Genomic DNA, 24,493 nt, shown 5'->3' with positions numbered 1-24,493 from the left:
CATGACATCTGCGGACGTTCTGCTCGTCGACACCACCGACCGGGTGCGCACCCTCACCCTCAACCGGCCACAGGCCCGCAACGCGCTGTCGGCGCAGCTGCGCACCGCGTTCTACGCCGCACTGCGGGCCGCCGAGGCCGACGCCGAGGTCGACGTGGTGATCCTGACCGGGGCCGACCCGGTGTTCTGCGCGGGACTGGACCTCAAGGAACTGGGCGAGCGCTCCGAGTTGCCGGACATCTCGCCGAAGTGGCCGCCGATGACCAAACCCGTCATCGGGGCGATCAACGGCGCCGCGGTCACCGGCGGGTTGGAACTCGCCCTGTACTGCGACATCCTCGTCGCGTCGGAGAAGGCCCGCTTCGCCGACACCCACGCCCGGGTCGGCCTGCTGCCCACCTGGGGCCTGTCGGTGCGGCTGCCCCAGAAGGTCGGCGTCGGACTGGCCCGCCGGATGAGTCTGACCGGTGACTACCTGTCGGCCGCCGACGCGCTGCGGGCCGGCCTGGTCACCGAGGTGGTTGCGCACGAGCAATTGCTGCCCACGGCCCGCAAGGTGGCCGCCGCGATCGTCGGGAACAACCAGAAAGCCGTTCGCGCCCTGCTGGATTCGTATCATCGCATCGATGCCGCGCAGACCCAGGCCGGGCTGTGGATCGAGGCCGAGTCGGCACGCGCCTGGATGGCCGACACCTCCGGCGACGATATCGCCGCCAACCGGGCGTCGGTGGTCGAGCGAGGACGCGCGCAGGTTCGCCCCTGACCGTTGCTCGTATGAGCAAAAATATGCGCATGTGTTGACGCGGTCTCTTTGCCCTTCCTAACGTGATGGCCGTCACGCGCCCCGATGACGAGGCGCACGTTAGGAGGAGCGATGAGACTGGCAAGGGTGGCGGCGGCGGTGGCCATCGCGGCGACCACGGTGATCGGTTCGGCCGCCTGCACGATGCCCGGCGACAAGGGCACCGGCGGTGGCGGCGCGACGGGTGACGGGCCCATCAAGATCGGGTTCAGCCAGGCCACCCAGCAGAGCCCCTTCTACGTCGCGCTCACCGATGCTGCCAAGCAGACCGCCGAGCGGGACGGCAACCAGCTCTTCTTCGCCGACGCCAACGGGGATGTCACCAAACAGAACAACGACGTCCAAGACCTCATCACCCGCGGCATCAACGTGCTGGTGATCAATCCCGTCGACCCCAAGGGCGTCGCCCCGTCCATGGCCGCCGCGGCGGCCGCGGGCATCAAGGTGGTCACCGTCGACCGGCCCGTCGAGAACGGCGCGGCGGCATTCGTCGGACGGGACAACAAGGCGATGGGCCAGACGGTGGGCGAGGCCGCGGTGGCGGCGCTGGGTCCGACCGGCGGCAAGATCATCGAGATCCAGGGCGACGCCGGTGGCGCCGTGGCCCGCGATCGTCACGACGGTTTCGCCGCCGCGGTGGCGGGCCGGCCCAACATCAGCGTGATCGACGGCCCCTACTGTGACTACATCCGGTCCAAGGCGGTCACCGCGATGCAGGATCTGCTGCAGGCCCACCCGGATGTGAAGGCCGTGTACGCCCAGAACGACGACATGGCGCTGGGCGCGCTGCAGGTGCTCGACGAGAACAACCGCCGTGACGTGTTGGTGTTCGGTGTCGACGGGCTGATGGAGGCCGTGCGCGCCATCGCCGGTGGCAACCAGTACGTGGCCACCGCGCTCAACGATCCCAACACCGAGGGCCAGCTCGCCGTGCAGACCGCCGTGAAGGTCGCCAAGGGCGAATCGGTCCCCGAATTCATCGACGCCGGAACCGGTTTGGTCGACAAGGCGAATGCCGCGGCACTGGTGGGTGACACCACGTTCGCCAAGGCGCCCGCGCCGCCGGCCTGACCCGGCCCCCGATTTCGCCAACCCGAGAGCTCAGGAGATCCCCATTCATGACCACTGAAGCACCGACCCGCGGCCTGGCGGGCGACGATGTCCTCCCGCAGACCATGACCGCCGCCGTGATGCACGCCCCCGGCGACATCAGGGTCGAAGACGTCGCGGTACCCAGGCCCGGGCCGGGGCAGGTGCTGCTCAAGGTGGCCGCCTGCGGGGTCTGCGGATCCGACATTCCCCGCATGTTGCGCAACGGTGGCTACGTCATGCCGATCATCTGCGGTCACGAATTCTCCGGGTGGATCGCCGAACTCGGCGCCGGTGTCACCGGTTTCGAGGTCGGCGAGCTGGTCTCGGTGCCGCCGCTGATCCCCTGCCGCACCTGCGATTTCTGCCTCAAGGGTGCGTTCGGGTTGTGCGAGAACTACGACTACTTCGGCAGTCGCAGCGACGGCGCCTACGCGCAGTATGTGGTGTCGCCGGTGGGCAATCTGCTCAAACTGCCCGCCGGGATCGATCCCCGTGCCGCGGCCATGATCGACCCGGCGGCGATCGCCTTGCACGGGTTGTGGAAGACCGGGCTACGCGCCGGGCACCGCGTGCTGGTCATCGGCGCCGGACCGATCGGGCTGTTCGCCGTCCAATGGGCGCGGCTGCACGGCGCGACCGAGGTGGTCACCGTCGACCTGAGCGAGGAGAAGGCCGCCATGGCGCGGGAGGCCGGTGCCACCGCCGCCGTGCAGAGCGCCGACGAGGCCCGGGCACTGGGCGGGCGCGGCTTCGACATCGTGCTGGAATCCGCGGGGGTGCCGGCGACCGCCGACATGGCGGCCGGGCTGACCGGCCCGCACGGGCACGCGGTGTTCATCGGCATCCCGCATGCCCCGGTCCCGCTGGGCAAGGACACCTTCAACCAGTTCATGCGGTTGGAGGCCAGCCTGCACGGGTCGTGGAACTCCTTCTCGGCACCGTTCCCCGGCGACGAGTGGCGCACCTCGGCGCAACTGATGTCCACCGGAGCACTCAAGTGGGAGTTCATGATCACCCATGAGCTGCCCCTGTCGGCGCTGCCGCAGACCATGCACCAACTCGGCGAACGATCGATCTTCTCGTCGAAGGTACTGTTCCTGCCCAACGAGGACTGACCATGGGAATTCTGCTGTCCATCGATCTGGGCACCGAGGGTGCCCGGGTCGGCGCCTTCACCGAACACGGCGAGGTGCTCGGCGAGGCACACCGCGGCTACCCGACCCACTTCCCCAGACCCGGCTGGGCCGAACAGGATCCGCGGGAGTGGTGGGATGCCATCGGCGCCGCCACCCGGGAGTTGCTGAGCACCGAGGGTTGCCGGCGGGCCGGCCCGGTCGTGGCGATCGCGGCGGCCACCACGGCGTCCACCGTGGCCGTGGTCGACGCCGCCGGCGCACCGCTGCGCCCGGCCATCCTGTGGATGGACTGCCGCAGCAGCGCCGAATCCGAACGCACCGCCAAGCTGGCCGCCGAGCACCCGATCCTGAACTGGTCCGGCGGGTCCGACGCCGCCGAATGGCTTGTGCCCAAGGCCATGTGGCTGCACACCCACGACCAGGAGAATTACCGCAGGGCCGACCGGATCGTCGAGGCGGTGGATTACCTGACCTTCCGGCTGACCGGGCAGTGGGTCGGATCGCAGATGAACGCGGTGTGCAAGTACAACTACGACAGCATCGCGGCGCGCTTTCCCACCGAGCTGTACGCCGCGCTCGGCGTCGACGACCTGGCCGCCAAGCTGCCCGACCGCATTATCGAGGTCGGCGGGGTGGCCGGAACGCTGTCACCCGGCGCCGCAGCCCATCTCGGGATCTCTGGCAGTCCCGTCGTCGCCGTGGGCGGGATCGACGCGCACGTCTCGCTGCTGTCCTGCGGCGACCGGTTGGACGGCCTGGTCTCGTTGGTGTCGGGGACGTCGTCGGCGATCATCGCCGAGGTCGACGTGCCCACCGACACCCACGAGGTGTGGGGTCCGTACCCGCACGCGCTGCACCACGGTAAATGGCTGGTCGAGGGCGGCCAGGTGACCAGCGGCTCGGTGCTCAAGTGGACCGGCGAGTCGATCATGGGGGTGGCCCGGGCGGACCTGCCCGGGCTGATCGCCGAGGCCGGCGCCGTCGACCCGGCCCGGCATGGGCTGCGGGCACTGGACTATTTCATGGGCAACCGCACCCCGCACCGCGACGCCACGCTGCGCGGCGCCGTCCTCGGGCTCTCGCTCGGGACCACGAAGGCCGAGCTCTACCGGGCCATGGTCGAGGCCGTCGCGTGCGGCACCCGCGCGGTGATCGATTCGTTCGAGCGCGCCGGTGTGTCCTGTGAACGCCTGGTGTTCTCCGGCGGCATCGAGCGAAACCCGTTGTGGCAGCAGGTCACCGTGGACGTGCTGGGCCGGCCCGCCGAGTTCGTGGTCGGCGCGAACCTGACCCTGCGGGCATGCGCGGCGATCGCGGCCACCGGCGCCGGGGTGACCGGGTCACTGGCGCAGGGGTCGCGGCTGTTCGCACCGCAGGTGCGCACCCTGGAGCCCGAACCGCAGCGCGTCCCCGTGTACCAGCAGACCTATGCCGACTACCAGCGCCTGACCACGCTGGTGCAGCAGTTCGGCCGATCGAGGTGACCCGCTGATGGCGCATCCGGCAGACCGAAGCCACACCGAACTGCTGCTGCACGTCGCACAGTGCTACTACGAGCACGGCCGCACCCAGGAGGACATCGGACGCGAACTGCACCTGACCCGGTGGAAGGTCGGGCGCCTGCTCGACGAGGCCCGTGAGGTCGGTATCGTGCAGATCCGGATCGTGCACCCGCAGGCCCGCCGCGCCCACCTGGAGGTCGCCCTGCGCAGCGAATTCGGGCTGCGGGAATGCATCGTGGTGCCCGGGCCGGACACACCCGGCACCGACGGTCATATCGCCGCCGCCGCGGTGGGGTATCTCAAGGCCAACGCCTCCTGGATCACCACGCTGGCGGTGTCGTGGGGAAACACGTTGCAGCACATCGCCGCCGTGCTGCCGGCCGGCTGGACCAGCGGCATCGAGGTGATCCAGGCCAACGGCGGGGTCAGCCGCTCGGTGCGCCCGACCACCGCGGCCAACATCGCCACCGGCATCGCGCACAGCGGCAACGGCCGGGCCACCCTGCTGCCCGTGCCGGCGATCGTGGAACGGATCGAGACCCGCGACGCCCTGTACGCCGAAGGCTTCGTCGTCGATGTGCTCAGCGGTGCGCGCAGCGCCGACGCCCTGCTGTTCTCCCTCGGGGCGCTGGCACCGAATTCGGTGCTGGTGGAGTCCGGCGCGGTGACGCCTGCGGAACTGCGTGAGTTGGAGGCGCGCGGGGCCATCGGCGATGTGCTGGCGCACTACATCACCGCGGCCGGGGAGATCGCACATCCCGGAATCGACAGCAGGACAGTCGGACTGGGCCTCGACGACGTGCGCAACGCCAACTGTGCGATCGCGGTCGCGGCCGGGCCGGACAAGGTGCCCGTGGTGCGCGCCGCCCTGCACAGCGGCCTGTGTTCCGTGTTGATCACCGACGAACCCACCGCCACCACGGTTCTCGAGCAGAGCGCCGCCGCGGTGGGTGGAGGCTTGCCATGCTGAAGATGACAGGGATCGTCAAGTCCTTCCCCGGCACCAAGGCCTGTGACGGTGCCGACCTGGAGGTCGCCGAGGGCGAGGTGCACTGCCTGCTCGGTGAAAACGGCGCGGGCAAGAGCACATTGATGAAGATCCTGTCCGGCTCCTACACCCCGGATGCCGGCACCATCACCCTCGACGGCACCGCGGTGACGTTCGCGTCCCCGCTGGACGGGGTGCGGGCTGGGATCAACACCATCTACCAGGAACTCGACCTGGTACCCGATCTGACCGTGGCCCAGAACCTGTTCCTCGGTCACGAACCGCGGCGCGGTCCGTTCGTCGCCCGCAAACAACGCGATCGGCTGGCCGCGGCGGCCATCGCCCGCGTCGGCGGCACCTTCAGCCCGTCGAGCGTCGTCGGTGAGCTGTCGGTGTCCGACCAGCAGCTCACCGCGATCGCCAAGGCCCTGACCACCGAGGCCCGCATCGTGGTGATGGACGAACCCAGCGCCACCCTGACCGAACACGACCTGGCCGCGGTGTTCCGGGTGATCCGGGAGCTCACCGCCGCCGGCAAGTCGGTCATCTACATCTCGCACCGCCTCGACGAGGTGAAGGAAATCGGTGACCGCGCGACCGTCATGCGCGACGGCGCGACCGTCGGCGTGTTCGACATCGCATCGGTGTCCAAGGAGCAGCTCGTCGAGGCGATGATCGGCCGGCCGGTGGCGACCCGGCCGCCGCGGCGGCACCTGGGCACCGTGCCCGAACCACTGCTGCACGTGCACCGCGCCGCGGTGCCCGCGTTGATCGACGTGCGGGACATCACCGTCGGCCGCGGCGAGATCGTCGGGTTGGCCGGCCTCGGCGGATCGGGCCGATCAACCTTGCTGGCAACCCTTTTCGGTGACCGCAAGGCAGATCTGGACATCACCGTCGCCGGCCGGTCGATCACGTCGCTGACGCCGCGAGCGGCCGTGGGCCTCGGGATCGGACTGGTACCCGAGGACCGCAAGCGCCAGGGCCTGTTCCTGGAACAGTCGATCCTGCGCAATGCGGCCATCGCGACCCTGGAAGGACGCCGGATCAATCCGTTGGGCCGGGCCCGGCAGGTGTGTGAGCCACCACTGCAGCGTCTCGGCGTCAAGTTCGCCGGCCTGGGTCAGCCCGTCGGTCAACTCTCCGGCGGCAACCAGCAGAAGGTGGTGCTGGCCAAGTGGATGGCCCGCGGCGTGGAGCTGCTGCTGCTCGACGAACCCACCCGCGGCCTGGACATCGGCGCCAAAGCCGATCTGTTCGAGCAGGTGCACGCGCTGGCCGACTCCGGGGTGGGCATCGTGATGGCCTCCAGCGAGCTCAGCGAACTCACCGAGAACTGCCACCGCATCTGGGTCATGCACGAGGGCCGCAACATCGCCGAATATCACCCCGCAATCACCCCGGCAGCGGACATCGCCCGCTGCATCGTCACCGGAAGAACGAAGCCCACCCATGACTGAACTGATGAACCGCCCCACCTCACCCGGTCCCGTCACGGCCCCTGCGGGCCGGGCGCCGCGCCGCAACCTCATCATGCGGTTCAACCTGCTGTTCATCTTCATCGCCCTGTTCGTGGTGGCGTCGGTGTCCGCTCCGCAATTCCTCACCAGCCAGAACATGGCCAACCTGCTGCAGCAGTCCAGCCTCACCGGCATCGTCGCCATCGGGATGACGGTGGTGATCCTCACCTCCGGTATCGATCTGTCGGTCGGCAGCGTCGCGGCACTGTCGGGAATGCTGGTGGCGCTGCTCATCGGGATGGGGGTGCCCTGGCCGGTGGCCATGGCCCTGGCGATCGCGGCGGGCCTGGTGCTGGGCGGGGTGATGGGCGGCCTGAGTGCCTATCTCGCGCTGCCGGCGTTCATGGTGACGCTGGCGGGCATGCAGAGCATCCGCGGCCTGACCTACCTGACCACCAACGGCACCCCGACCACCGCCGAGATCCCGATGGGCCTGCGGTTTCTCGGTGCCGGTTCGATCGCCGGCATCCCGGTGGTCGGCATCATCTTCGTGGCCACCACACTCGTCGTCGGATTCATGTTGCGCCGCACCACGTTCGGTGAACACATCTATGCCGTGGGCAGCAATCCGCAGGCCGCGCGACTGTCCGGCCTGCCGGTGCAGCGCATCACCACCGCCGCGTACGTCATCTGCTCCGGCCTGGCCGCGCTGACCGGCGTGCTGCTGACCGCCCGGCTGACCATCGGCCAGCCCACCGCCAACACCGGCCTGGAGCTGGACGCGATCGCCGCGGTGGTGCTCGGCGGCACCAGCCTGTTCGGCGGGAAGGGCGGTGTGCTCGGCACTTTCATCGCGGTTCTACTCTTGTCGGTATTGCGCAACCTGTTCAACCTGCTGGGGCTCAGCTCGTTCTTCCAGATGTTGGTCACCGGCCTCATCCTGATCGCGGCCCTGATCATGAACTACCTGCTCGACCGGCAGTCCAAGCGCGCGGCCTGACCGATCTCCCCGACGCCTCTTTAACCCATACGACACGAAGGACACCGATGACCGACACCTCAGACCGTTCCGCCACGAACGACGTGGCGGCCATCATCGACCACACCCTGCTCAAGCCGGAGGCCACGCCCGCCGACGTCGCCGCCCTGATAGCCGAGGCCGCCGAGCTGGGCACCTACTCGGTGTGCGTATCCCCGTCGATGCTGCCGATCAGCGTGCCCGACGGACTGAAAGTGGCTGCGGTGTGCGGTTTTCCGAGCGGCAAGCACACTTCGGGGATCAAGGCGGCCGAGGCCGCCGGTGCGGTGGCCGACGGCGCTGACGAGATCGACATGGTCATCGACGTGGGCGCCGCCAAGGCCGGCGCGTTCGACGCGGTGCAGGCCGACATCGCGGCCGTGCGGGCGGCGGCGCCGGCGCCGACCGTGCTGAAGGTGATCATCGAGTCGGCGGCCCTGACCGACGACGAGATCGTCGGGGTGTGCCGGGCGGCGGTGGCCGCCGGGGCCGATTTCGTGAAGACCTCCACCGGTTTCCATCCCGCCGGCGGGGCGAGTGTGCACGCGGTGGAACTGATGTCACGTACCGTGCGCGACGCGGGCCTTCAGGTCAAGGCCTCCGGCGGGGTGCGCACGCTGGCGCAGGCCCGGGCCATGATCGCCGCCGGCGCCACCCGGTTGGGCGTGTCGGGTTCGCGGGCGCTGCTGGCCGACACCGGTGACGCTTCGGGATACTGAGCCGCGAGACCATCAACCCGTCCCGGCCACCAGCCAACGGCCCGAAAACACCCGCCAGCCAACGAAAATCAGGCGCAGCACCATGAAGGTGGACAGCCCGGACCAGATGCCGGCCAGGCCCCAGCCGAACGCCAGCGACAGCCAGATCAACGGCAGGAACCCGGCCAGCGCACTGCCCAGCGTCGCATTGCGCATGAACTTCGCGTCCCCGGCACCGAGCAGCACCCCGTCGATCGCGAACACCACACCGGCGATCGGGATCTGCGCCACCAGGAACCACCACGGCACGTCGATGGCGTCCAGCACCGACCGGTCGTCGGTGAACAATGCCGGCACCACCGGCGCGCCGGCGGCGAACAGCGCGGCCAGCAGCACCGCCGCCACCGTCGAGAACACCGTCACCCGCCACGCCACCGACTTGGCATGCCCCAGATGACCCGCACCGAGCGCCGCGCCCACCAGTGACTGCGCCGCGATGGCCAGCGAATCGAGCACCAGCGCAAGGAAACTCCACAGCTGCAGCACCACCTGGTGCGCGGCCACCGCGGCCGCACCGAACCGCGCGGCCACCGCGGCCGCCGACACAAAGCACACCTGAAAAGCCAACGAGCGCACCAGCAGATCCCGGCCCATCACCAACTGCGAGCCCAGCACCGTGACATCGGCCCGCAGCGGCACCCGTTCGGCCAACAGCGCCCGGCAGAACAGCAGTGCCGCCGTCCACTGGCCGACCAGGTTCGCCACGGCCGATCCCTCCAGTTCCAGACGCGGCAACCCCAGCCAGCCGTACACCAGCAGCGGGCACAGCACCGCCGACACGGCGAACCCGAACACCACGTAGCGCAGCGGCCGTGCGGTGTCCTGCACGCCGCGCATCCAGCCGTTTCCGGCCAGCGAGATCAGGATCGCGGGCGCCCCGCAGATGGCGATGCGCAACCACGGCAGCGTCTCGGCGGCGATGGCACCGCCGTCGGCCAGCACCGACACGATGGGCACCGCGGCGGCCTGCACCACGGCCACGATCAGCACACCCAGCCCCACCGCCAGCCAGGTCGCCTGCACTCCCTCCCGCACCGCGCTGCCGCGGTCACCGGCACCGAAGAACCGCGCCGAGCGGGCGGTGGTGCCGTACGACAGGAACGTGCCCTGGGAGGAGACCAGCGACAGCACCAGACCACCGATCGCCAGTCCGGCCAGGCTCAGCGCGCCGAGGCGCCCGACGACCGCGATATCGAACAGCAGGTAGAGCGGTTCGGCGGCGAGCACGCCCAGCGCGGGCAGCGCCAGGCCGGCGATCCGCCGGGCGGTGGCCGGTTCATCGGCCGACCCGCCGCCGGCCGGATCAGTCAAGTGCGCGGTGCAGCGCGGCCGCCACCTCGTCGGCGCTGCCGGTGGCCGTGTATCCCGCGGCCTGGCGATGACCGCCGCCACCGAATCCGCCGGCGACCCGGGAGATGTCCAGGGTCTTGGAGCGCATCGAGACCGACCACTGCCCGGGTTCGGTCTCCTTGAGCACCGCGGCCACCTCGGCCTCGGCGGTGGTGCGCACGATATCGACGATGCTCTCCACCTCCTCGGACCGCGCCTTGCGCCATTCCGCGTGCGGCACAACGGCATACACCAGTCCCCCGCCGGCGGCCGCGTCGGCGATCAGCCGGGCCGAACCCAGCACGCGCGACAGCATCGGCAACCACTCGAACGGATGGGTGTCCATCAGCGTGCGGCTGATCGCGGCGTTGTCGACGCCGATGCCCAGCAACCGTTCGGCCAGCCGGTGCGCCCGGGCACTGGCCCACCGGAACGAGCCCGTGTCGGTGGTCAGCCCCGCGTACAGGCAGTGCGCGATCGGGCCGTCGATCGGTTTACCCCAGGCGTCGAGCAGGTCGGCCACCATCATGGTGGTCGAATCCGCCGACGGCTCGACGTAGTTGGCCGTGCCGAACAACGCGTTGGACGCGTGATGGTCGATGACCAGGACCGCGCATCGGCCGTCGGCCAGCTCGCCGAGGCTGCCCAGTCGACTCGGTGTGGGGATGTCGACGGTGACGACGAGGTCGGCGTCCCGGCGCACCTCCTCGGGTGCCACCAGCAGGTGCACCCCCGGCAGGCTGTGCAGGGATTCGGGCAGCTGCGCCGGCGCGGCGAAGCTGACCTGGACGTCCTTACCGGCGGCCACGGCCACCTGCGCCAGCGCCAGCCCGGCACCGATGGTGTCGGCGTCCGGGTACACGTGACAGATCACGACGATGGTGTGGGCGGCGGCGCACAGCTCGGCGGCGCCGTGGGCGTCGACTCTGGCGCCTGGTACCGCTACCTCAATCGTCGAATCGGTCGTCGTCACCGGTGTCCTCAGCCGAGCTTCTACGGTCGTCCTCCGCCCCAGTGACACGGTACGGGTCGGCCTCCCCGGCCGGCACGGCGCCCTCCCTGACCCGGGCCAGGTCGGCGTCGGCCGCCTTGACCCGGGACAGCAGCTCTTCCATCCGGTTCGCGGCGTCGGGCACCGTGTCCCTGGCGAACGCCAGCGTCGGGGTGAACCGCACCCCGGTGCCGGCGCCGACCTTGGACCGCAGCACACCCTTGGCGCTCTCCAGCGCCGCGGCGGCTCCGGCGTAGTCCGGCTCGTCCTCCAGCGTCGACCCCAGCACCGTGTAGTACAGCGTGGCGTCGTGCAGGTCGGCGGTCACCTTCGCGTCGGTGATCGTGACTCCCGCCAGGCGGGGATCCTTGATCTCGTACTCGATGGCCGAGGCGACGATCGTGGAGATCCGCTTGGCGAGCCGTTTGGCGCGAGCTGGATCAGCCACTACTAGACCCGCGCTTTCTCGACCAGCTCGTACGTCTCGATGACGTCACCCTCCTTGATGTCGGAGTAGGTGAGCGTCAGACCGCACTCGTACCCGTCGCGCACCTCGGTGACATCGTCCTTCTCCCGCTTGAGCGACGAGATGGTGAGGTTCTCGGCCACCACGACGTTGTCGCGCAGCAGGCGGGCCTTCGCGTTGCGCCGCATGATGCCCGACTGCACGAGGCAACCGGCGATGTTGCCGACCTTCGACGACCGGAAGATGGCGCGGATCTCGGCGCGGCCGAGCTCCTTCTCCTCGTAGACCGGCTTGAGCATGCCCTTGAGCGCGCTCTCGATCTCGTCGATCGCCTGGTAGATCACCGAGTAGTAGCGGATCTCCACGCCTTCGCGGTTGGCCAGTTCGGTGGCCTTGCCCTCGGCCCGGACGTTGAAGCCGATGATGATGGCGTCCGAGGCCGAGGCCAGGTTGACGTTGGTCTCGGTGACGCCACCGACACCGCGGTCGATGACGCGCAGCTCCACCTCGTCGTCGATCTGGATACCCAGCAGCGCCTCTTCGAGGGCTTCGACCGTACCGGCGTTGTCGCCCTTGAGGATCAGGTTCAGCTGGCTGGTTTCCTTCAGCGCCGAATCCAGGTCCTCCAGGCTGATCCGCTTGCGGCTGCGCGCGGCCAGCGCATTGCGCTTACGTGCACTGCGCCGGTCGGCGATCTGGCGGGCGATGCGGTCCTCGTCGACGACGAGCAGGTTGTCGCCGGCACCGGGCACCGAGGTGAAACCGATCACCTGGACCGGCCGCGACGGCAGCGCCTCCTCGACGTCGTCACCGTGCTCGTCGACCATGCGACGCACCCGGCCGTACGCGTCGCCTGCGACGACGGAGTCGCCGACCCGCAGGGTGCCGCGCTGGATGAGCACCGTGGCCACCGGGCCGCGACCGCGGTCCAGGTGCGCCTCGATCGCCACACCCTGGGCCTCCATGTCGGGGTTGGCCCGCAGGTCCAGCGCCGCGTCCGCGGTCAGCAGCACGGCCTCCAGCAGCGCCTCGATATTGGTGCCCTGCTTGGCCGAGATGTCGACGAACATGGTGTCGCCGCCGTAGTCCTCGGCCACCAGGTTGTACTCGGTGAGCTGCGCCCGGATCTTCTGCGGATCGGCGCCTTCCTTGTCGATCTTGTTGACCGCCACCACGATCGGCACATCGGCCGCCTGCGCGTGGTTGATCGCCTCCACCGTCTGCGGCATGACGCCGTCGTCGGCGGCGACCACCAGGATCGCGATATCGGTGGCCTTGGCACCGCGGGCACGCATGGCGGTGAACGCCTCGTGACCCGGGGTGTCGATGAAGGTGATGAGCCGTTCGGCACCGTCGTGCTCGACGCTGACCTGGTAGGCACCGATGTGCTGGGTGATACCACCGGCCTCGCCCTCGCGGACGTTGGCCTGGCGGATGGTGTCCAGCAGTCGGGTCTTGCCGTGGTCGACGTGACCCATGACGGTGACCACCGGCGGCCGGGACTGCAGGTCCTCTTCGCCGCCCTCGTCCTCGCCGTAGGTGAGGTCGAAGGACTCCAGCAGCTCGCGGTCCTCGTCCTCCGGGGACACCACCTGCACGACGTAGTTCATCTCGCTGCCCAGCAGCTCGAGCGTCGAGTCGTCCACCGACTGGGTGGCGGTGACCATCTCACCGAGGTTGAACAGCGCCTGCACCAGCGAGGCCGGGTTGGCGTTGATCTTGTCGGCGAAATCGCTCAACGAAGCACCGCGCGCCAGCCGGATGGTCTCGCCGTTGCCGTGCGGCAACCGCACGCCACCGACGACCGGGGCCTGCATGTTCTCGTATTCGGCCCTTTTCGCGCGCTTGCTCTTGCGACCGCGCCGCGGGGCGCCACCCGGGCGACCGAAGGCACCCGCGGCACCGCCGCGCTGACCGGGGCGGCCACCGCCACCACCGGGTGCACCGCCGCCACCGGGGCGACCGCGGAAACCACCACCGCCGGCACCGGCACCGGCACCACCGCCGGCGCCACCGCCGCGGTAGTTACCGCCGCCACCACCGGGACGCGCACCCTGACCGGGGCGCGGACCGCCGCCGGGTCCGGGACGCGGACCACCGGGCCGGCCGACGGCGCCGGGACGGGCGCCGGGCGGACGGGGCGGCATGTTGCCGGGCGAGGCGCCACCGGGGCGCGGGCCCGGACGCGGGCCACCGGCACCCGGGCCGGGGCGCGGGCCACCGGGGCCGGCCGCCGGACGCGGGGCCGGCCGTTCGACCGGCTGCTGGGACGAGAACGGGTTGTTGCCGACGCGCGGGGCACGCGGTGCCGGCTTGGGGCCGGGACGCGGGCCGGGGCGGGCATCCGGGCGGACCTCGGCGGGCCCGGCCGGGGGGGCCGGGGCGGCCGAGGCCGCGGGAGCCGCCGGTGTGGGGGCGGCGGGGGTCGGCGCCGGGCCGGGCCGCGGACCCGGACGCTGCGCGGGCTGCGCCTCGACCGGGGCGGAGGCCGCCGGAGCGGCCGGCGGCGCGGCGACCGGCGCGGCGGGGGCCGGCTTCGGACCGGGCCGGGGGCCGGGCACCGGGCCGGCGCCCGAGGATGCGGCCGGTTTCGCCGCGGGGGCGGTCTTGGCGGGCTTGCCGCCGCCGAACGACTCCCGCAGCCGGCGGGCCACCGGGGCCTCTACCGTCGACGATGCCGACTTGACGAATTCGCCCTGTTCACTAAGCCGGGCGAGCACTTCCTTGCTGGTGACACCGAGTTCCTTGGCCAACTCGTGTACGCGGGCCTTACCTGCCACTACATCTCCTCGTCTGGAGGCGACAGCGGTAGTAGGGCCGCGCCTCGGGTTTAGCTATGACGCATGGTCATCGGGACTTCACGGTGTGCTCATGTTCTTCGCTACCTGTTCTCTTGCCCGTGGCGGTCGGGTGGCCGAATTGCTTCGACGTACTCGACCACCGCGGAAATCTCCGGTGAACCGGTGATCCGTAACGCTCGGGCGAAGGCCCGCCGCCGGATCGCCGCTTCGAGGCATTGCCGGTCGGGATGCAACCACGCACCCCGCCCAGGCAGGCTACCCGCTGGGTCGACGGTCAGGGCGTAAGGGCCGGGTCCGTCGAGGACAGCGGCCAGCCGAAGCAGATCGACGGCCAACTCTCGCTTCCGGCAACCCACACACGTCCGCACCGGTCCATCAGGGCTACGGTGCGCACGAGGCTGGGAAATCGGAGTCTCGCGCTGGATCACGGCTCAGTCTACCGTCACCGTTCGCGCAGACAGAATCGCGTGTCGGGGACGGCCGGGCTCACGCGGTTCCCGGCTCGGCGGCATCGCTGCGGATGTCGATCCGCCACCCGGTGAGCCGCGCCGCGAGCCGGGCGTTCTGCCCCTCCTTGCCGATGGCCAGGGACAGCTGGAAGTCCGGCACCACCACCCGGGCCGCCCGGGTGGTCTCGTCGATGACCGTCACCGACACCACCTTGGCCGGGGACAGCGCGTTGGCGACGAACCGCGCCGGATCGGCGTCGAAGTCGATGATGTCGATCTTCTCCCCGGACAGCTCGCTCATCACGTTGCGCACCCGCTGGCCCATCGGCCCGATACAGGCGCCCTTGGCGTTCAGCCCGGGCACCTTGGAGGTGACGGCGATCTTGGACCGGTGCCCGGCCTCGCGCGCCACCGCGACGATCTCGACCGAGCCGTCGGCGATCTCCGGCACCTCCAGCGCGAACAGTTTGCGCACCAGATTGGGGTGCGTGCGGGACAGCTCGATCTTGGGCTCGCGGACCCCGCGGCTGACGCCGATGACGTAGCAGCGCAGCCGGTCGCCGTGCTCGTAGCGCTCGCCGGGCACCTGTTCGGCCGGCCGGATCATGCCGTCGGAGCCCTTGGCCTCGGTCCCGACCCGCACCACCACGTTGCCGCGGGTGTTCTCCCGCGCGTCGCGCTGCACGACGCCGGCCACGATATCGCCCTCGTGCGCGGCGAACTCGCCGTACATCCGCTCGTTCTCGGCATCGCGCAGTCGCTGCAGGATCACCTGGCGCGCCGTGGTGGCCGCGATGCGTCCGAAACCCTCTGGGGTGTCGTCCCATTCGTTGATGAGGTTGCCGTCGCCGTCACATTCGCGGGCGATCACCTTCACCACGCCGGTCTTGCGGTCGACGTCGATGCGGGCGTCGGCCTCATGGCCTTCGGTATGTCGGTAGGCCGTCAGCAACGCCGACTTGATGGTCTCGACGACGACGTCGACCGAGATTCCCTTGTCGGCTTCGATGGCGTGTAGCGCCGCCATATCGATGTTCACGCGTCGCTCCCCTTTCCGGACTGCTCCACCAGATCCAATTCACGTTGATTGGGCGGCGAAAATTCAACTTGTACAACAGCTTTGGTGATATCGGAAAGTTGGATCGGCCGAACCGACAGCTTGCCGCGGTCGTTGACCACCAGGTGCACGGCGCCGTCGCCGGTGTGGCCGATGCGCCCGGTCACCGACGAACCGTCGGTGAGCACCGCCTCCACCTTGCGGGTGCGCGCGCGCCGGAAGTGCTTCTCCTCGGTCAGCGGCCGATCGACCCCGCGCGATGTGACTTCCAGCACGTAAGGGGCTGTCGCGCCGCTGTCCAGCGTGTCGAGCGCCTGGGAGGCGGTGTGCGACAGGGCCGCGATCGTGTCCAGGTCCAAGCCGTCGTCGCCGTCGGCCACGACGGTGATGCGCGGCGGTCGCACCGACGCGTTGATCACCACGTCCTCGATTTCGTAACCCGCGCGCGCGAACTCACCGTCGAGTAGCTCGAGCACTTGCTGCTGCGTCGGCAGCAGCGGGACATCCGGTGCCACGGCGAGCTCCTCATCTTGAGTTGTGCGGACACATTCCGCGGGCATGGCCCGAGGAATCGGTTACCAAACGATACGCCAGGCGTGCCGCCGCTTTGGCCAAACGAACAGCCGGACGGGCCGACCACCCCGCCCGCCATGGCAGGATGTGGGCGTGCCGAGCGCTTTGCCCACGATCTCCCGCCGGCGGCTGTTGGTCACGGCGCTTCCCGCCGGCGTGGTCCTGACCGCGCTCGGCACGGCGGCCGCCTGCGCACCCGCTCCCCCGCCACCCGAACTCGCCGATCTGGTAGCGCAATTCGAGCGCGCGCACGCCGACAGCCGGCTGGCCGGACTGGCCGCCACCACGGCGCGGCCGCGGGTGGTGCCGGCGCTGACCGCCGTGGCCTCGGTGCGCGCCGCCCACGCCAGGGCGCTCTCCGACGAGATCACCCGGATCACCGGCGGCCAGACACCCACCACGTCCTCGACGGCCACCTCGGAACCCACGTCGGCCGCGCCCGCCCCGGCCCCCACCGTGGCCGACGTGACCGCGGCCCTGCACACCTCGGCCGACAGCGCCGCGCGCCTGGCGGCCACCCTGTCCGGATACCGGGCCGGGCTGCTCGGCTCGATCGCCGCGGCGTGCACGGCGTCCTACCAGGTGGCGCTGGCCGATCCCGGGCAGGCCCGATGACCTCGCCCCAGCCGACACCGTCGACCACCCAGACACCGACGACCACCCCGGACCCGAACCGGCCCGGCGATCCGGCCGATGCCGCGCTGTTCGATGCCGTGGCCGCCGAGCACGGCGCCATCTACGGCTACGGCGTGGTGTCGGCACACTCCACCCCCGACGAGAACGACCTGGTGGCGGACGCCATGGCGCAGCACCGGGAGCGGCGCGAGCAGGCGATCGCCCGGCTGACCGCCCGCAAGGTTGCCGTCCCGCTGCCCGCCGTCGGCTACCAGCTGCCGCTGGAGGTGTCCGATCCGACCCAGGCCGCCCAACTGGCGGTCCGGATGGAGGAGGACACCGCGGTGGCCTGGCGCGCGGTGCTCGAACAGGCCACCTCCCCCGAGGACCGCTCGTTCGCCGTGACCGCCCTGACCCAGAGCGCGGTGCTCGCCGCGCGGTGGAGCCAGGTGCTCGGCGCCGCCCCGGTCACGCTCGCGTTCCCGGGCGGCAGCGAGTAAGGGCTACCCGCGCAGCAGGGTCGAGATCTCGGCCGACGCGCCGTCCACCGCGATCTCGCGGGTCTCGCCGGTGAACCGGTTGCGCAGCTCGACCACCCCGTCGGACCAGCCGCGCCCCACCACCACGATCCACGGCACACCGAGCAGTTCGGCGTCCTTGAACTTGACGCCGGGAGAGGCCGTGCGGTCGTCGAGCAGCACCTCAAGGCCCAGCCGGTCCAGCTCGGCGGCCAGCTCGCCGGCGCCGGCCCGGGCGGCCGCGTCCTTGTTGGCGATCACCACGTGCGCGTCGAACGGCGACACCGACGCCGGCCAGCGCAGGCCCAGCTCGTCGTGGTGCTGCTCGGCGATCACCGCGACCAGCCGGGACACCCCGATGCCGTAGGAGCCCATGGTCAACCGCACCGGCTTGCCGTCCTCACCCAGCACGTCCGCGGCGAACGCGTCGGTGTACTTACGGCCCAGCTGGAAGATGTGCCCGATCTCGATACCGCGGGCCGAGGTGAGCACGCCGGCGCCGTCGGGGGACGGATCGCCGTCGCGCACCTCGGCCGCCTCGATGGTGCCGTCCGGGGTGAAATCACGCCCGGCGACCAGGCCCACCACGTGCTTACCCAACTCGTCGGCACCGGTGATCCAGACCGTGCCGTCCACCACCCGGGGATCCACCAGGTAGCGAACCCCGTTGGCCTGCAACCCCTTCGGTCCGATGTATCCCTTCACCAGGAACGGGTTGGCCGCGAAATCGGCATCGTCGAGCAGCACGTACTCGGCGGGTTCCAGCGCGGCGCCCAGGCGCTTGTCGTCGACCTCGCGGTCCCCCGGGACGCCGATGGCCAGCAGCTCCCAGTCCCCGCCCGGCTCCCGCACCTTGAGCAGCACGTTCTTCAGCGTGTCGGCGGCGGTGGTGGTTCCCGGCAGCGTCGCGTTGGCCCAGTCGACCAGGGCGGCGATGGTCGGGGTGTCCGGCGTGTCGTGCACGACGGCCGCCGGCAAGCCCTCGGTCGGGCGCGTCTCCGGGACGGCGGTGAGCACCGCCTCCACGTTCGCGGCGTACCCGGATTCCAGGCAGCGCACGAAGGTGTCCTCACCGATCGGGCTCTCGGCCAGGAATTCCTCGGACGCGCTGCCGCCCATGGCCCCCGACACCGCGGACACGATCACGTACTTCACGCCGAGCCGGCCGAAGATGCGCTGATACGCCTCGCGGTGCGCGTGGTAGGCGGTCTTGAGGCCGTCCTCGTCGACGTCGAAGGAGTAGGAGTCCTTCATGACGAACTCGCGCCCGCGCAGGATGCCCGCGCGGGGCCGCGCCTCGTCGCGGTACTTGGTCTGGATCTGGTACAGCAGTACCGGGAAATCCTTGTACGACGAGTACTCGCCCTTGACGGTGAGGGTGAACAGCTCCTCGTGGGTGGGGCCGAGCAGATAGTCGTTCCCACGGCGGTCCTGCAACCGAAACAGGTTGTCGCCGTATTCCGTCCACCGATTCGTGGTCTCGTACGGGGCGCGCGGCAGCAACGCCGGGAACAGGATCTCCTGCCCGCCGATCGCGTTCATCTCGGCGCGGACGATGCCTTCGATCTTGCGCAGCACGCGCAGTCCCAGCGGCAGCCAGCTGTACAACCCCGGTCCGATCGGGCGGACGTACCCGGCGCGGATGAGCAGCTTGTGGCTGGGCACCTCGGCATCGGCGGGATCATCACGCAGGGTACGCAGGAACAGTTCGGACATCCGGGTGATCACAGCGGGCCAGCCTAGCCGGATGACTCAATCACGCCCCTGCCAGGTGCAGACGCACGCCTCGTTGCCCTCGGCGTCGGCGAGCACCCAGAAGGCGGGCGCGCGCCGGTCCGAGAGCAGCCTGCCACCGGCCGCCAGCGCCGCCTCCAGCCGGGCCGGGGCCTCGTCGTGGGGCACGTCGACGTCCAGATGGATGCGGTTCCGTTGGGCACGCGGCGCATCCATCTGCTGGAACCAGATCGCGGGTCCGCGGCCGGTGGGGTCGACCAGCCCGGCGGTCAGATCCGAGGCGCCGGTCTCGTCGACGTAGCCGGTGACGGCTTTCCAGAACGGTCGCACCGCCGGGATGTCGAGCGCGTCGATGGCGATCTCCAGCGCCTGCACCGACACCGCACCGGCGGTGGTGGCGTGACCGTCGGCGGCCAGCGCGGTGGTGATCGCGTGGGCGGCCGCGATGTCGGCGCGGTTGACGCCCTGCGGCGAGCGCAGCCGCAGCACCGCGCGGTCGGCCCGCAGATCGATGCCGAGGTGCTGCGGCTCGGCGGCCCCGGCCGCCCTCGCCGCCGAAGCCGCCACCGCGGCGGCCTCGGCCAGCGACGGCACCCGGACCTCGGTGTACAACGCGCCGAGCACCAGCCGCCAGCCCGCGGCCGCGACGGCATCGGAGATCTGCCGGCGGGTGGGCAGTGTTTCGTCGGTCATAACTCCCCCGCGTCCACGGCTTCCTTGGTGTGCTGGGCCCGCGCGATATCCCGGGCGGAGAACCCGATGAACAGGGCCGCCGCCCCGACCAGCACCGCGATCGCGGCGATCCACAGCAACGAGTAGGTGTAGCCGTGCCCGAGCGCGTCCAGTTGGGCCGGCGTCATCTCCCCGACCGGTCCGGTGGTGCCGCCCAGGTACAGGGTGCGGGAGGTCTGCACGGCCTGGATGACCACCAGCACCAGCGGCCCGCCCAGGTTGTAGACCATCAGCGTCACCGACGACACCGGGCCGATCTCGCGGGGCCCGACCTTGGCCAGCGTGCACAACGGCAGGATCACCGAGATGACGCCGATGCCGGCGCCGCCCACCACCACCGGCAGGAACAGGTCGGGGAAGTACGGGATGGACCGGTCCAGCGTGGAGCCGAACAGCATCGCCGCCAGCACCAGCGCGCCGCCGCCGATGATCACCCATCGCGGTGCCACCCGCGGCGCCAGCCGGGTGGCCACCACGTTGCCGACCACGAACGCCAGCGCGAACGGCATGAAGCAGATCCCGGCCCGCAACGGCGAATAGCCGAGCACGTCCTGCACCAGCAGGCCGATCATCACGCTCAGCGTGAGCATCACCCCGCCGGCCAGGAAGTAGGCGGCGAAGGAGGCCACCCGGTTGCGGTTGTCGAACATCGACAGCGGCACCAGCGGGTTGTCCGCGCCCCGCTCGTCGATCAGGAAGGCGATGAAGAACACCACGGCCGCCACCGCGGCGCCGATCACCCAGGGATCGGTCCAGCCCAGCGGCGGGCCCTGGGTGAACACCAGCACCGCGCACGTGCAGGCCATGGTGGCCAGCAGCGCCCCGGTGACGTCGAGCTTGAGCCGGGCCTGGCCGGTCTCGGCGAGCTTCGTCACCGCGATCCAGACGATCACGATGCCGATCGGCACGTTGACCAGGAAGGCCAGCCGCCACGACAGCCCGGTGAGCGCGCCGCCGAGCACCAGGCCCAGCACCGACCCGAGGCCTTGCATGGCCGCCGACACCGCCAATGCCTGATTGCGGGCCTGCCCGACGGCGAAGGTGGTGGCGATCAGCGCCAGGCCGGTGGGCGCGGCCACGGCGGCACCCACACCCTGCACGGCCCGCGCGGCGATCAGGGTGTACGGCTCGGTGGCCAGCCCGCACACCAGCGAGGCGATGGTGAAGATGCCGACCCCGGAGATGAACGCCCGCTTGTGCCCGATGGCGTCGCCCACCCGGCCGCCGAGCAGCAACAGGCCACCGAAGGTCAGCACGTAGGCGGTGATCACCCAGCTCTTGGCGGCATCCGACATGGCCAGCTCGGCCTGCATGCGGGGCAGCGCGACGATGACGATGGTGCCGTCCAGCGTCGACATCAGCTGCATGCCGGTGATCGCGACGATGGCGACCCCGAGCACACGGTCGGACAAGCGCGGGACAGCACGGTCTGACGCCGACATGACACCCGACCCTACCGAGCGCGCGGGGCAACCCGCCCGCTCACGCGTCGTGCGGCCCGCCGACCGGCTGGGCCGGCACGCCCGGTGTGCCGATCCGGCCGGCCAGCCACGGCAGCGTGGCCGCGAAGGCCTGGGCCGCGAACGGCCAGTCGTGCCGGCCCGGCCAGGACCGCACGGCGCACGCAATCCCGTAACTGCCGCCCAGGCCGCACAGGGTGCGCGCGGCGACGTCCTGCCCCTCGGGATTGGCCAGCGGATCGCGCCCCGGGCCGCCGTCGGGCACCACGAACAGTGCCGAGAGGTCGCGGTAGGGCCCGTGCCTGCGCATCACGGTGGCCGGATCGAAGTCCGCCCAGGCGTCGGCGTCGCCGCCGAACAACCGGTCGATGGTCTGCTGCCGGCTGCCCGAATTGGGGCCGAGGTCACCGGCGATGTCGACGAAGGCGCTGAACATCTCGGGTCGGCGCACCGCGAGTTCCACCGCGCAGGTACCGCCCATCGACCAACCCATGATGCCCCAGGCGGCACGGTCCTGGCTCACCCCGAAATTCGAGATCATATATGGCACAACGTCTTTGGTGAGGTGCAGCGATGCGTTGCCGCGCGCGCCGTTGACGCACTCGGTGTCGTTGTCGAAGCTGCCGGTGGGGTCGACAAACACGAAGACCGGTGCGTTACCGCCGTGCGCGGTGGCGAAACCGTCGATGATCGCCGCCGCGTTGCCGGCGCGCAACCAGTCCGCGGGCGTGTTGAGTTGGGCCCCGATCATCATCACCGTGGGCAGTTTGGGTGGCGGATTGCTGGCGAACCACGCCGGCGGCAGGTAGATCAGCTCGTCGCGGTGGTCGAAGTTCGATGCCGCCGCGCTGATCGTCACCGGCAGCACCACGCCGTGGTCCGGCCGGATGTGTGCCAGTTGCAGCTCGGTGACGGTCATCCGGTCGGCCTGGTCGGGCACGGCCGGGTCGGTGAGCCGACTCCAGGCGCTGCCGACGGTCGGGAAGTACCCGACCCACAGGTTGACCAGCAGCACCGCGCACAGCGCGCAGGCGGGCACCGCCACCAGGGAGACGGCACGACGCCACCACCGGGCCCGCAGCCAGCCGAGCACGGTGACGACGGCGCAGAAGCCGGTCAGCGCGATCCACACCCAGAGGCGGTGCGGGGCCGGGTCACCCGCGATGCCGACGGAGCCGATGTAGGCGTAGGCGGCGCCGGCCAGCCCGATGCCGCCCAGCACGGCGGCGGCGAACACGAGCCGGCCCGCGCGACGGACGACGGCCAGGGCCACCAGCGCCAGCGCGGCGCACTCGATCAGGGGCGGCAGCGGGCCGTGGGTCAACGCCAGGCTGCCGATATACCGCCACCCCATCAGTCGGTGGGTGCGGACGGCCGGGTCACGCCGTCAGGCTAGAACCCCCGGCTGTGCGTCGACTGAACGTCAGTCGAGTTCGCCGGCGTCCAGCGCGTCCTTGACTTCCTGGGCGTGGGCGACCTCTTCGGCGGTGTACCGGATGAGCAGCGCCACCGCGCCCACCAGCACGGCCACCGCGGCGACCCACAGCAGGCCGTAGGTGTAGCCCTGGTCCAGGGCGTGCAGCTGCGCCGGGTTCATGTTCTTCACCGGGCCGGTGGTGCCGCCCAGGTACAGGGTCCGCGAGGTGATGACAGCCTGGATGATGGCCAGCACGACGGGCCCGCCGAGGTTCTGCAGCATCAGCGCGATCGCGGACACCGGGCCGATCTCGTCGAACCCGACCCCGGCGATGGCCGAGACGGTCAGCGGCACCACGATCATGCCGATACCGAAGCCGCCGACGGTGATGGGCAGCACCAGGTTCGGGAAGTACGGGATGCCGGCGTTGAGCGTCGAGCCGTAGATCATGGCGCCGAGCACCAGGATGCCGCCGGAGATGACCAGCACGCGGGGCGAGAACTTGGACACCAGCACCGAGGACGCGCCCAGCCCGATGCCCAGCGCGATGACGAACGGGATGAAGCCGATACCCGCCTTGAGCGCGCTGTAGCCCATGATGTCCTGCACGTACAGCCCGATCAGGACGGTCAGCGTGAACATCACACCGCCGGCCAGGAACACCGCGGCCAGCGTGGCGACCCGGTTGCGCTCACGGAACAGCGAGAACGGGACGACGGGGTTCTCCGCGGTGCGCTCGACGTACAGGAACGCCAGGCCGAACAGCGCGGCGGCGGCACCGGAGACCAGGGTGACCGGCGACAGCCAGCCCTGCTCGGGCCCCATCGAGAAGCCGAACACCGCGGCGGTGCAGGCCAGGGTCGCCAGGATGGCGCCGGCGGCGTCGAGCTTCATCGGCGCCCGGTCGGTTTCCTGCAAGTTCTTGCGGGCCAGCAGGATCATCACCAGCCCGATCGGGATGTTGACCAGGAAGGCCAGCCGCCAGGACACCTCGGTGAGCGCGCCGCCCACCACCAGGCCCATCACCGAGCCCACCCCGGTCATCGCCGCGAACACGGCGGTGGCGGCGTTACGGGCCGGGCCCTTGGCGAAGGTGGTGGCGACCAGCGCCAGGCCGGTCGGCGAGGCGATCGCCGAACCGACACCCTGCAGCAGCCGGGCGATGACCAGGGTGGCCTCGTCCCAGGCCACCCCGCACAGCACGGACGCGATGGTGAACAGCGCCACGCCGACGATGAAGGTGCGCTTGCGGCCGATGGTGTCGCCGAGCCGGCCACCCAGCAGCATCAGGCCGCCGAAGGTCAGCACGTACGCGGTGATCACCCAGCTGCGGCCAGCGTCGGACAGGCCGAGTTCGTCCTGGATCTTGGGCAGCGCGACGATCGCGACGGTGCTGTCCATGGTGGCCAGCAACTGCATGCCGCCGATGGCGATGACCGCGGCGATGAAGTTCCAGGACGGCAGCCAGGCCGGCAGCCGGTTGTTGCGTCCTGGCCCGTCCTGCTCGATACGCATGGGCAGCGCGCGATTGTTTCCGCGCGCGCGCTCGGCGTCGTTGAGAGCCGTCATACGGGTTACCTTACAGTAATCTTAAG

22 protein-coding genes are annotated in these 24,493 nt (G+C 70.5%); 10 read left to right on the top strand and 12 right to left on the bottom strand.

Going from position 1 to position 24,493, the window contains the following annotated elements; translation table 11 throughout:
- Position 1: 1 nt before the first annotated feature.
- From BN977_RS27585 to deoC, 8 genes are all read left to right on the top strand, one after another.
- Positions 2–763: an enoyl-CoA hydratase gene (locus BN977_RS27585; RefSeq protein ID WP_024454068.1), complete on the top strand. Its 762-nt coding sequence runs from the start codon at positions 2–4 to the stop codon at positions 761–763.
- A gap of 111 nt (positions 764–874) precedes the next feature.
- On the top strand, positions 875–1,873 hold the full coding sequence (locus BN977_RS27580; RefSeq protein ID WP_036403067.1) for a substrate-binding domain-containing protein: 999 nt from the start codon (positions 875–877) through the stop codon (positions 1,871–1,873).
- 47 nt (positions 1,874–1,920) lie between these two features.
- Positions 1,921–3,009 carry a galactitol-1-phosphate 5-dehydrogenase gene (locus tag BN977_RS27575; protein ID WP_024454070.1) on the top strand — a complete coding sequence of 363 codons (1,089 nt, stop codon included), beginning with the start codon at positions 1,921–1,923 and terminating at the stop codon, positions 3,007–3,009.
- Between the two features lie 2 nt (positions 3,010–3,011).
- Entirely contained in the window at positions 3,012–4,514 is a 1,503-nt protein-coding gene (locus tag BN977_RS27570; protein WP_036403064.1) for an FGGY family carbohydrate kinase, read from the top strand.
- A gap of 7 nt (positions 4,515–4,521) precedes the next feature.
- Entirely contained in the window at positions 4,522–5,502 is a 981-nt protein-coding gene (locus BN977_RS27565) for a sugar-binding transcriptional regulator (protein ID WP_036403062.1), read from the top strand.
- Entirely contained in the window at positions 5,496–6,980 is a 1,485-nt protein-coding gene (locus BN977_RS27560) for a sugar ABC transporter ATP-binding protein (RefSeq protein WP_036403059.1), read from the top strand. Before BN977_RS27565 ends, BN977_RS27560 begins: the two co-directional genes overlap by 7 nt.
- Positions 6,973–7,980, top strand: a complete 1,008-nt coding sequence (locus BN977_RS27555; RefSeq protein WP_036403057.1) for an ABC transporter permease — start codon at positions 6,973–6,975, stop codon at positions 7,978–7,980. Before BN977_RS27560 ends, BN977_RS27555 begins: the two co-directional genes overlap by 8 nt.
- A gap of 47 nt (positions 7,981–8,027) precedes the next feature.
- Positions 8,028–8,717: a deoxyribose-phosphate aldolase gene (gene deoC, locus BN977_RS27550; RefSeq protein WP_036403055.1), complete on the top strand. Its 690-nt coding sequence runs from the start codon at positions 8,028–8,030 to the stop codon at positions 8,715–8,717.
- A gap of 12 nt (positions 8,718–8,729) precedes the next feature.
- Here deoC and BN977_RS27545 read toward each other — a convergent pair whose 3' ends face one another.
- The 7 genes from BN977_RS27545 to rimP form a co-directional block, all read right to left on the bottom strand.
- Positions 8,730–10,067, bottom strand: coding sequence for an MATE family efflux transporter (locus BN977_RS27545; RefSeq protein ID WP_036403053.1), 1,338 nt, complete (start codon positions 10,065–10,067; stop codon positions 8,730–8,732).
- Positions 10,060–11,058: a DHH family phosphoesterase gene (locus BN977_RS27540; protein WP_036403050.1), complete on the bottom strand. Its 999-nt coding sequence runs from the start codon at positions 11,056–11,058 to the stop codon at positions 10,060–10,062. Before BN977_RS27540 ends, BN977_RS27545 begins: the two co-directional genes overlap by 8 nt.
- The gene (gene rbfA / locus BN977_RS27535; protein ID WP_024454083.1) at positions 11,033–11,524 is read right to left on the bottom strand and encodes a 30S ribosome-binding factor RbfA; all 492 of its coding nucleotides are present in this window, start codon (positions 11,522–11,524) and stop codon (positions 11,033–11,035) included. Before rbfA ends, BN977_RS27540 begins: the two co-directional genes overlap by 26 nt.
- A 2-nt stretch (positions 11,525–11,526) precedes the next feature.
- Positions 11,527–14,322 carry a translation initiation factor IF-2 gene (infB, locus tag BN977_RS27530; RefSeq protein WP_036403048.1) on the bottom strand — a complete coding sequence of 932 codons (2,796 nt, stop codon included), beginning with the start codon at positions 14,320–14,322 and terminating at the stop codon, positions 11,527–11,529.
- A gap of 101 nt (positions 14,323–14,423) precedes the next feature.
- Positions 14,424–14,699 (bottom strand): YlxR family protein, encoded by a 276-nt coding sequence (locus BN977_RS32090; protein WP_234709676.1) that lies wholly within the window; start codon positions 14,697–14,699, stop codon positions 14,424–14,426.
- 130 nt (positions 14,700–14,829) lie between these two features.
- Positions 14,830–15,831, bottom strand: coding sequence for a transcription termination factor NusA (nusA, locus tag BN977_RS27525; RefSeq protein WP_036403046.1), 1,002 nt, complete (start codon positions 15,829–15,831; stop codon positions 14,830–14,832).
- Positions 15,828–16,364, bottom strand: a complete 537-nt coding sequence (gene rimP / locus BN977_RS27520; protein ID WP_036404592.1) for a ribosome maturation factor RimP — start codon at positions 16,362–16,364, stop codon at positions 15,828–15,830. The genes nusA and rimP overlap by 4 nt, the downstream gene beginning before the upstream one ends.
- A gap of 151 nt (positions 16,365–16,515) precedes the next feature.
- Here rimP and BN977_RS27515 point away from each other — a divergent pair, with 151 nt between their 5' ends.
- The gene (locus tag BN977_RS27515) at positions 16,516–17,037 is read left to right on the top strand and encodes a hypothetical protein (RefSeq protein ID WP_036404589.1); all 522 of its coding nucleotides are present in this window, start codon (positions 16,516–16,518) and stop codon (positions 17,035–17,037) included.
- Positions 17,034–17,537 (top strand): ferritin-like domain-containing protein, encoded by a 504-nt coding sequence (locus BN977_RS27510; RefSeq protein WP_024453057.1) that lies wholly within the window; start codon positions 17,034–17,036, stop codon positions 17,535–17,537. Before BN977_RS27515 ends, BN977_RS27510 begins: the two co-directional genes overlap by 4 nt.
- A gap of 3 nt (positions 17,538–17,540) precedes the next feature.
- Here BN977_RS27510 and BN977_RS27505 read toward each other — a convergent pair whose 3' ends face one another.
- From BN977_RS27505 to BN977_RS27485, 5 genes are all read right to left on the bottom strand, one after another.
- Entirely contained in the window at positions 17,541–19,283 is a 1,743-nt protein-coding gene (locus BN977_RS27505) for a proline--tRNA ligase (RefSeq protein WP_036403043.1), read from the bottom strand.
- 24 nt (positions 19,284–19,307) lie between these two features.
- Positions 19,308–19,982: a VOC family protein gene (locus BN977_RS27500; protein WP_036403041.1), complete on the bottom strand. Its 675-nt coding sequence runs from the start codon at positions 19,980–19,982 to the stop codon at positions 19,308–19,310.
- A complete protein-coding gene (locus BN977_RS27495) occupies positions 19,979–21,463 on the bottom strand; it encodes an MFS transporter (protein ID WP_036403038.1) in 1,485 nt (494 codons plus the stop codon). The genes BN977_RS27500 and BN977_RS27495 overlap by 4 nt, the downstream gene beginning before the upstream one ends.
- Positions 21,464–21,503: 40 nt before the next feature.
- The gene (locus BN977_RS27490; RefSeq protein WP_036403036.1) at positions 21,504–22,835 is read right to left on the bottom strand and encodes an alpha/beta hydrolase; all 1,332 of its coding nucleotides are present in this window, start codon (positions 22,833–22,835) and stop codon (positions 21,504–21,506) included.
- A gap of 69 nt (positions 22,836–22,904) precedes the next feature.
- Complete coding sequence (locus tag BN977_RS27485; RefSeq protein WP_024453052.1) at positions 22,905–24,467, bottom strand: MFS transporter; 1,563 nt, start codon at positions 24,465–24,467, stop codon at positions 22,905–22,907.
- Positions 24,468–24,493: the final 26 nt, after the last annotated feature.

It is taken from the genome of Mycolicibacterium cosmeticum, assembly GCF_000613185.1.
Classification (GTDB): Bacteria; Actinomycetota; Actinomycetes; order Mycobacteriales; family Mycobacteriaceae; genus Mycobacterium; species Mycobacterium cosmeticum.
The sequence above is the reverse complement of the archived record's forward strand: the minus strand, read 5'-3'. Positions and strand labels throughout refer to the sequence as shown.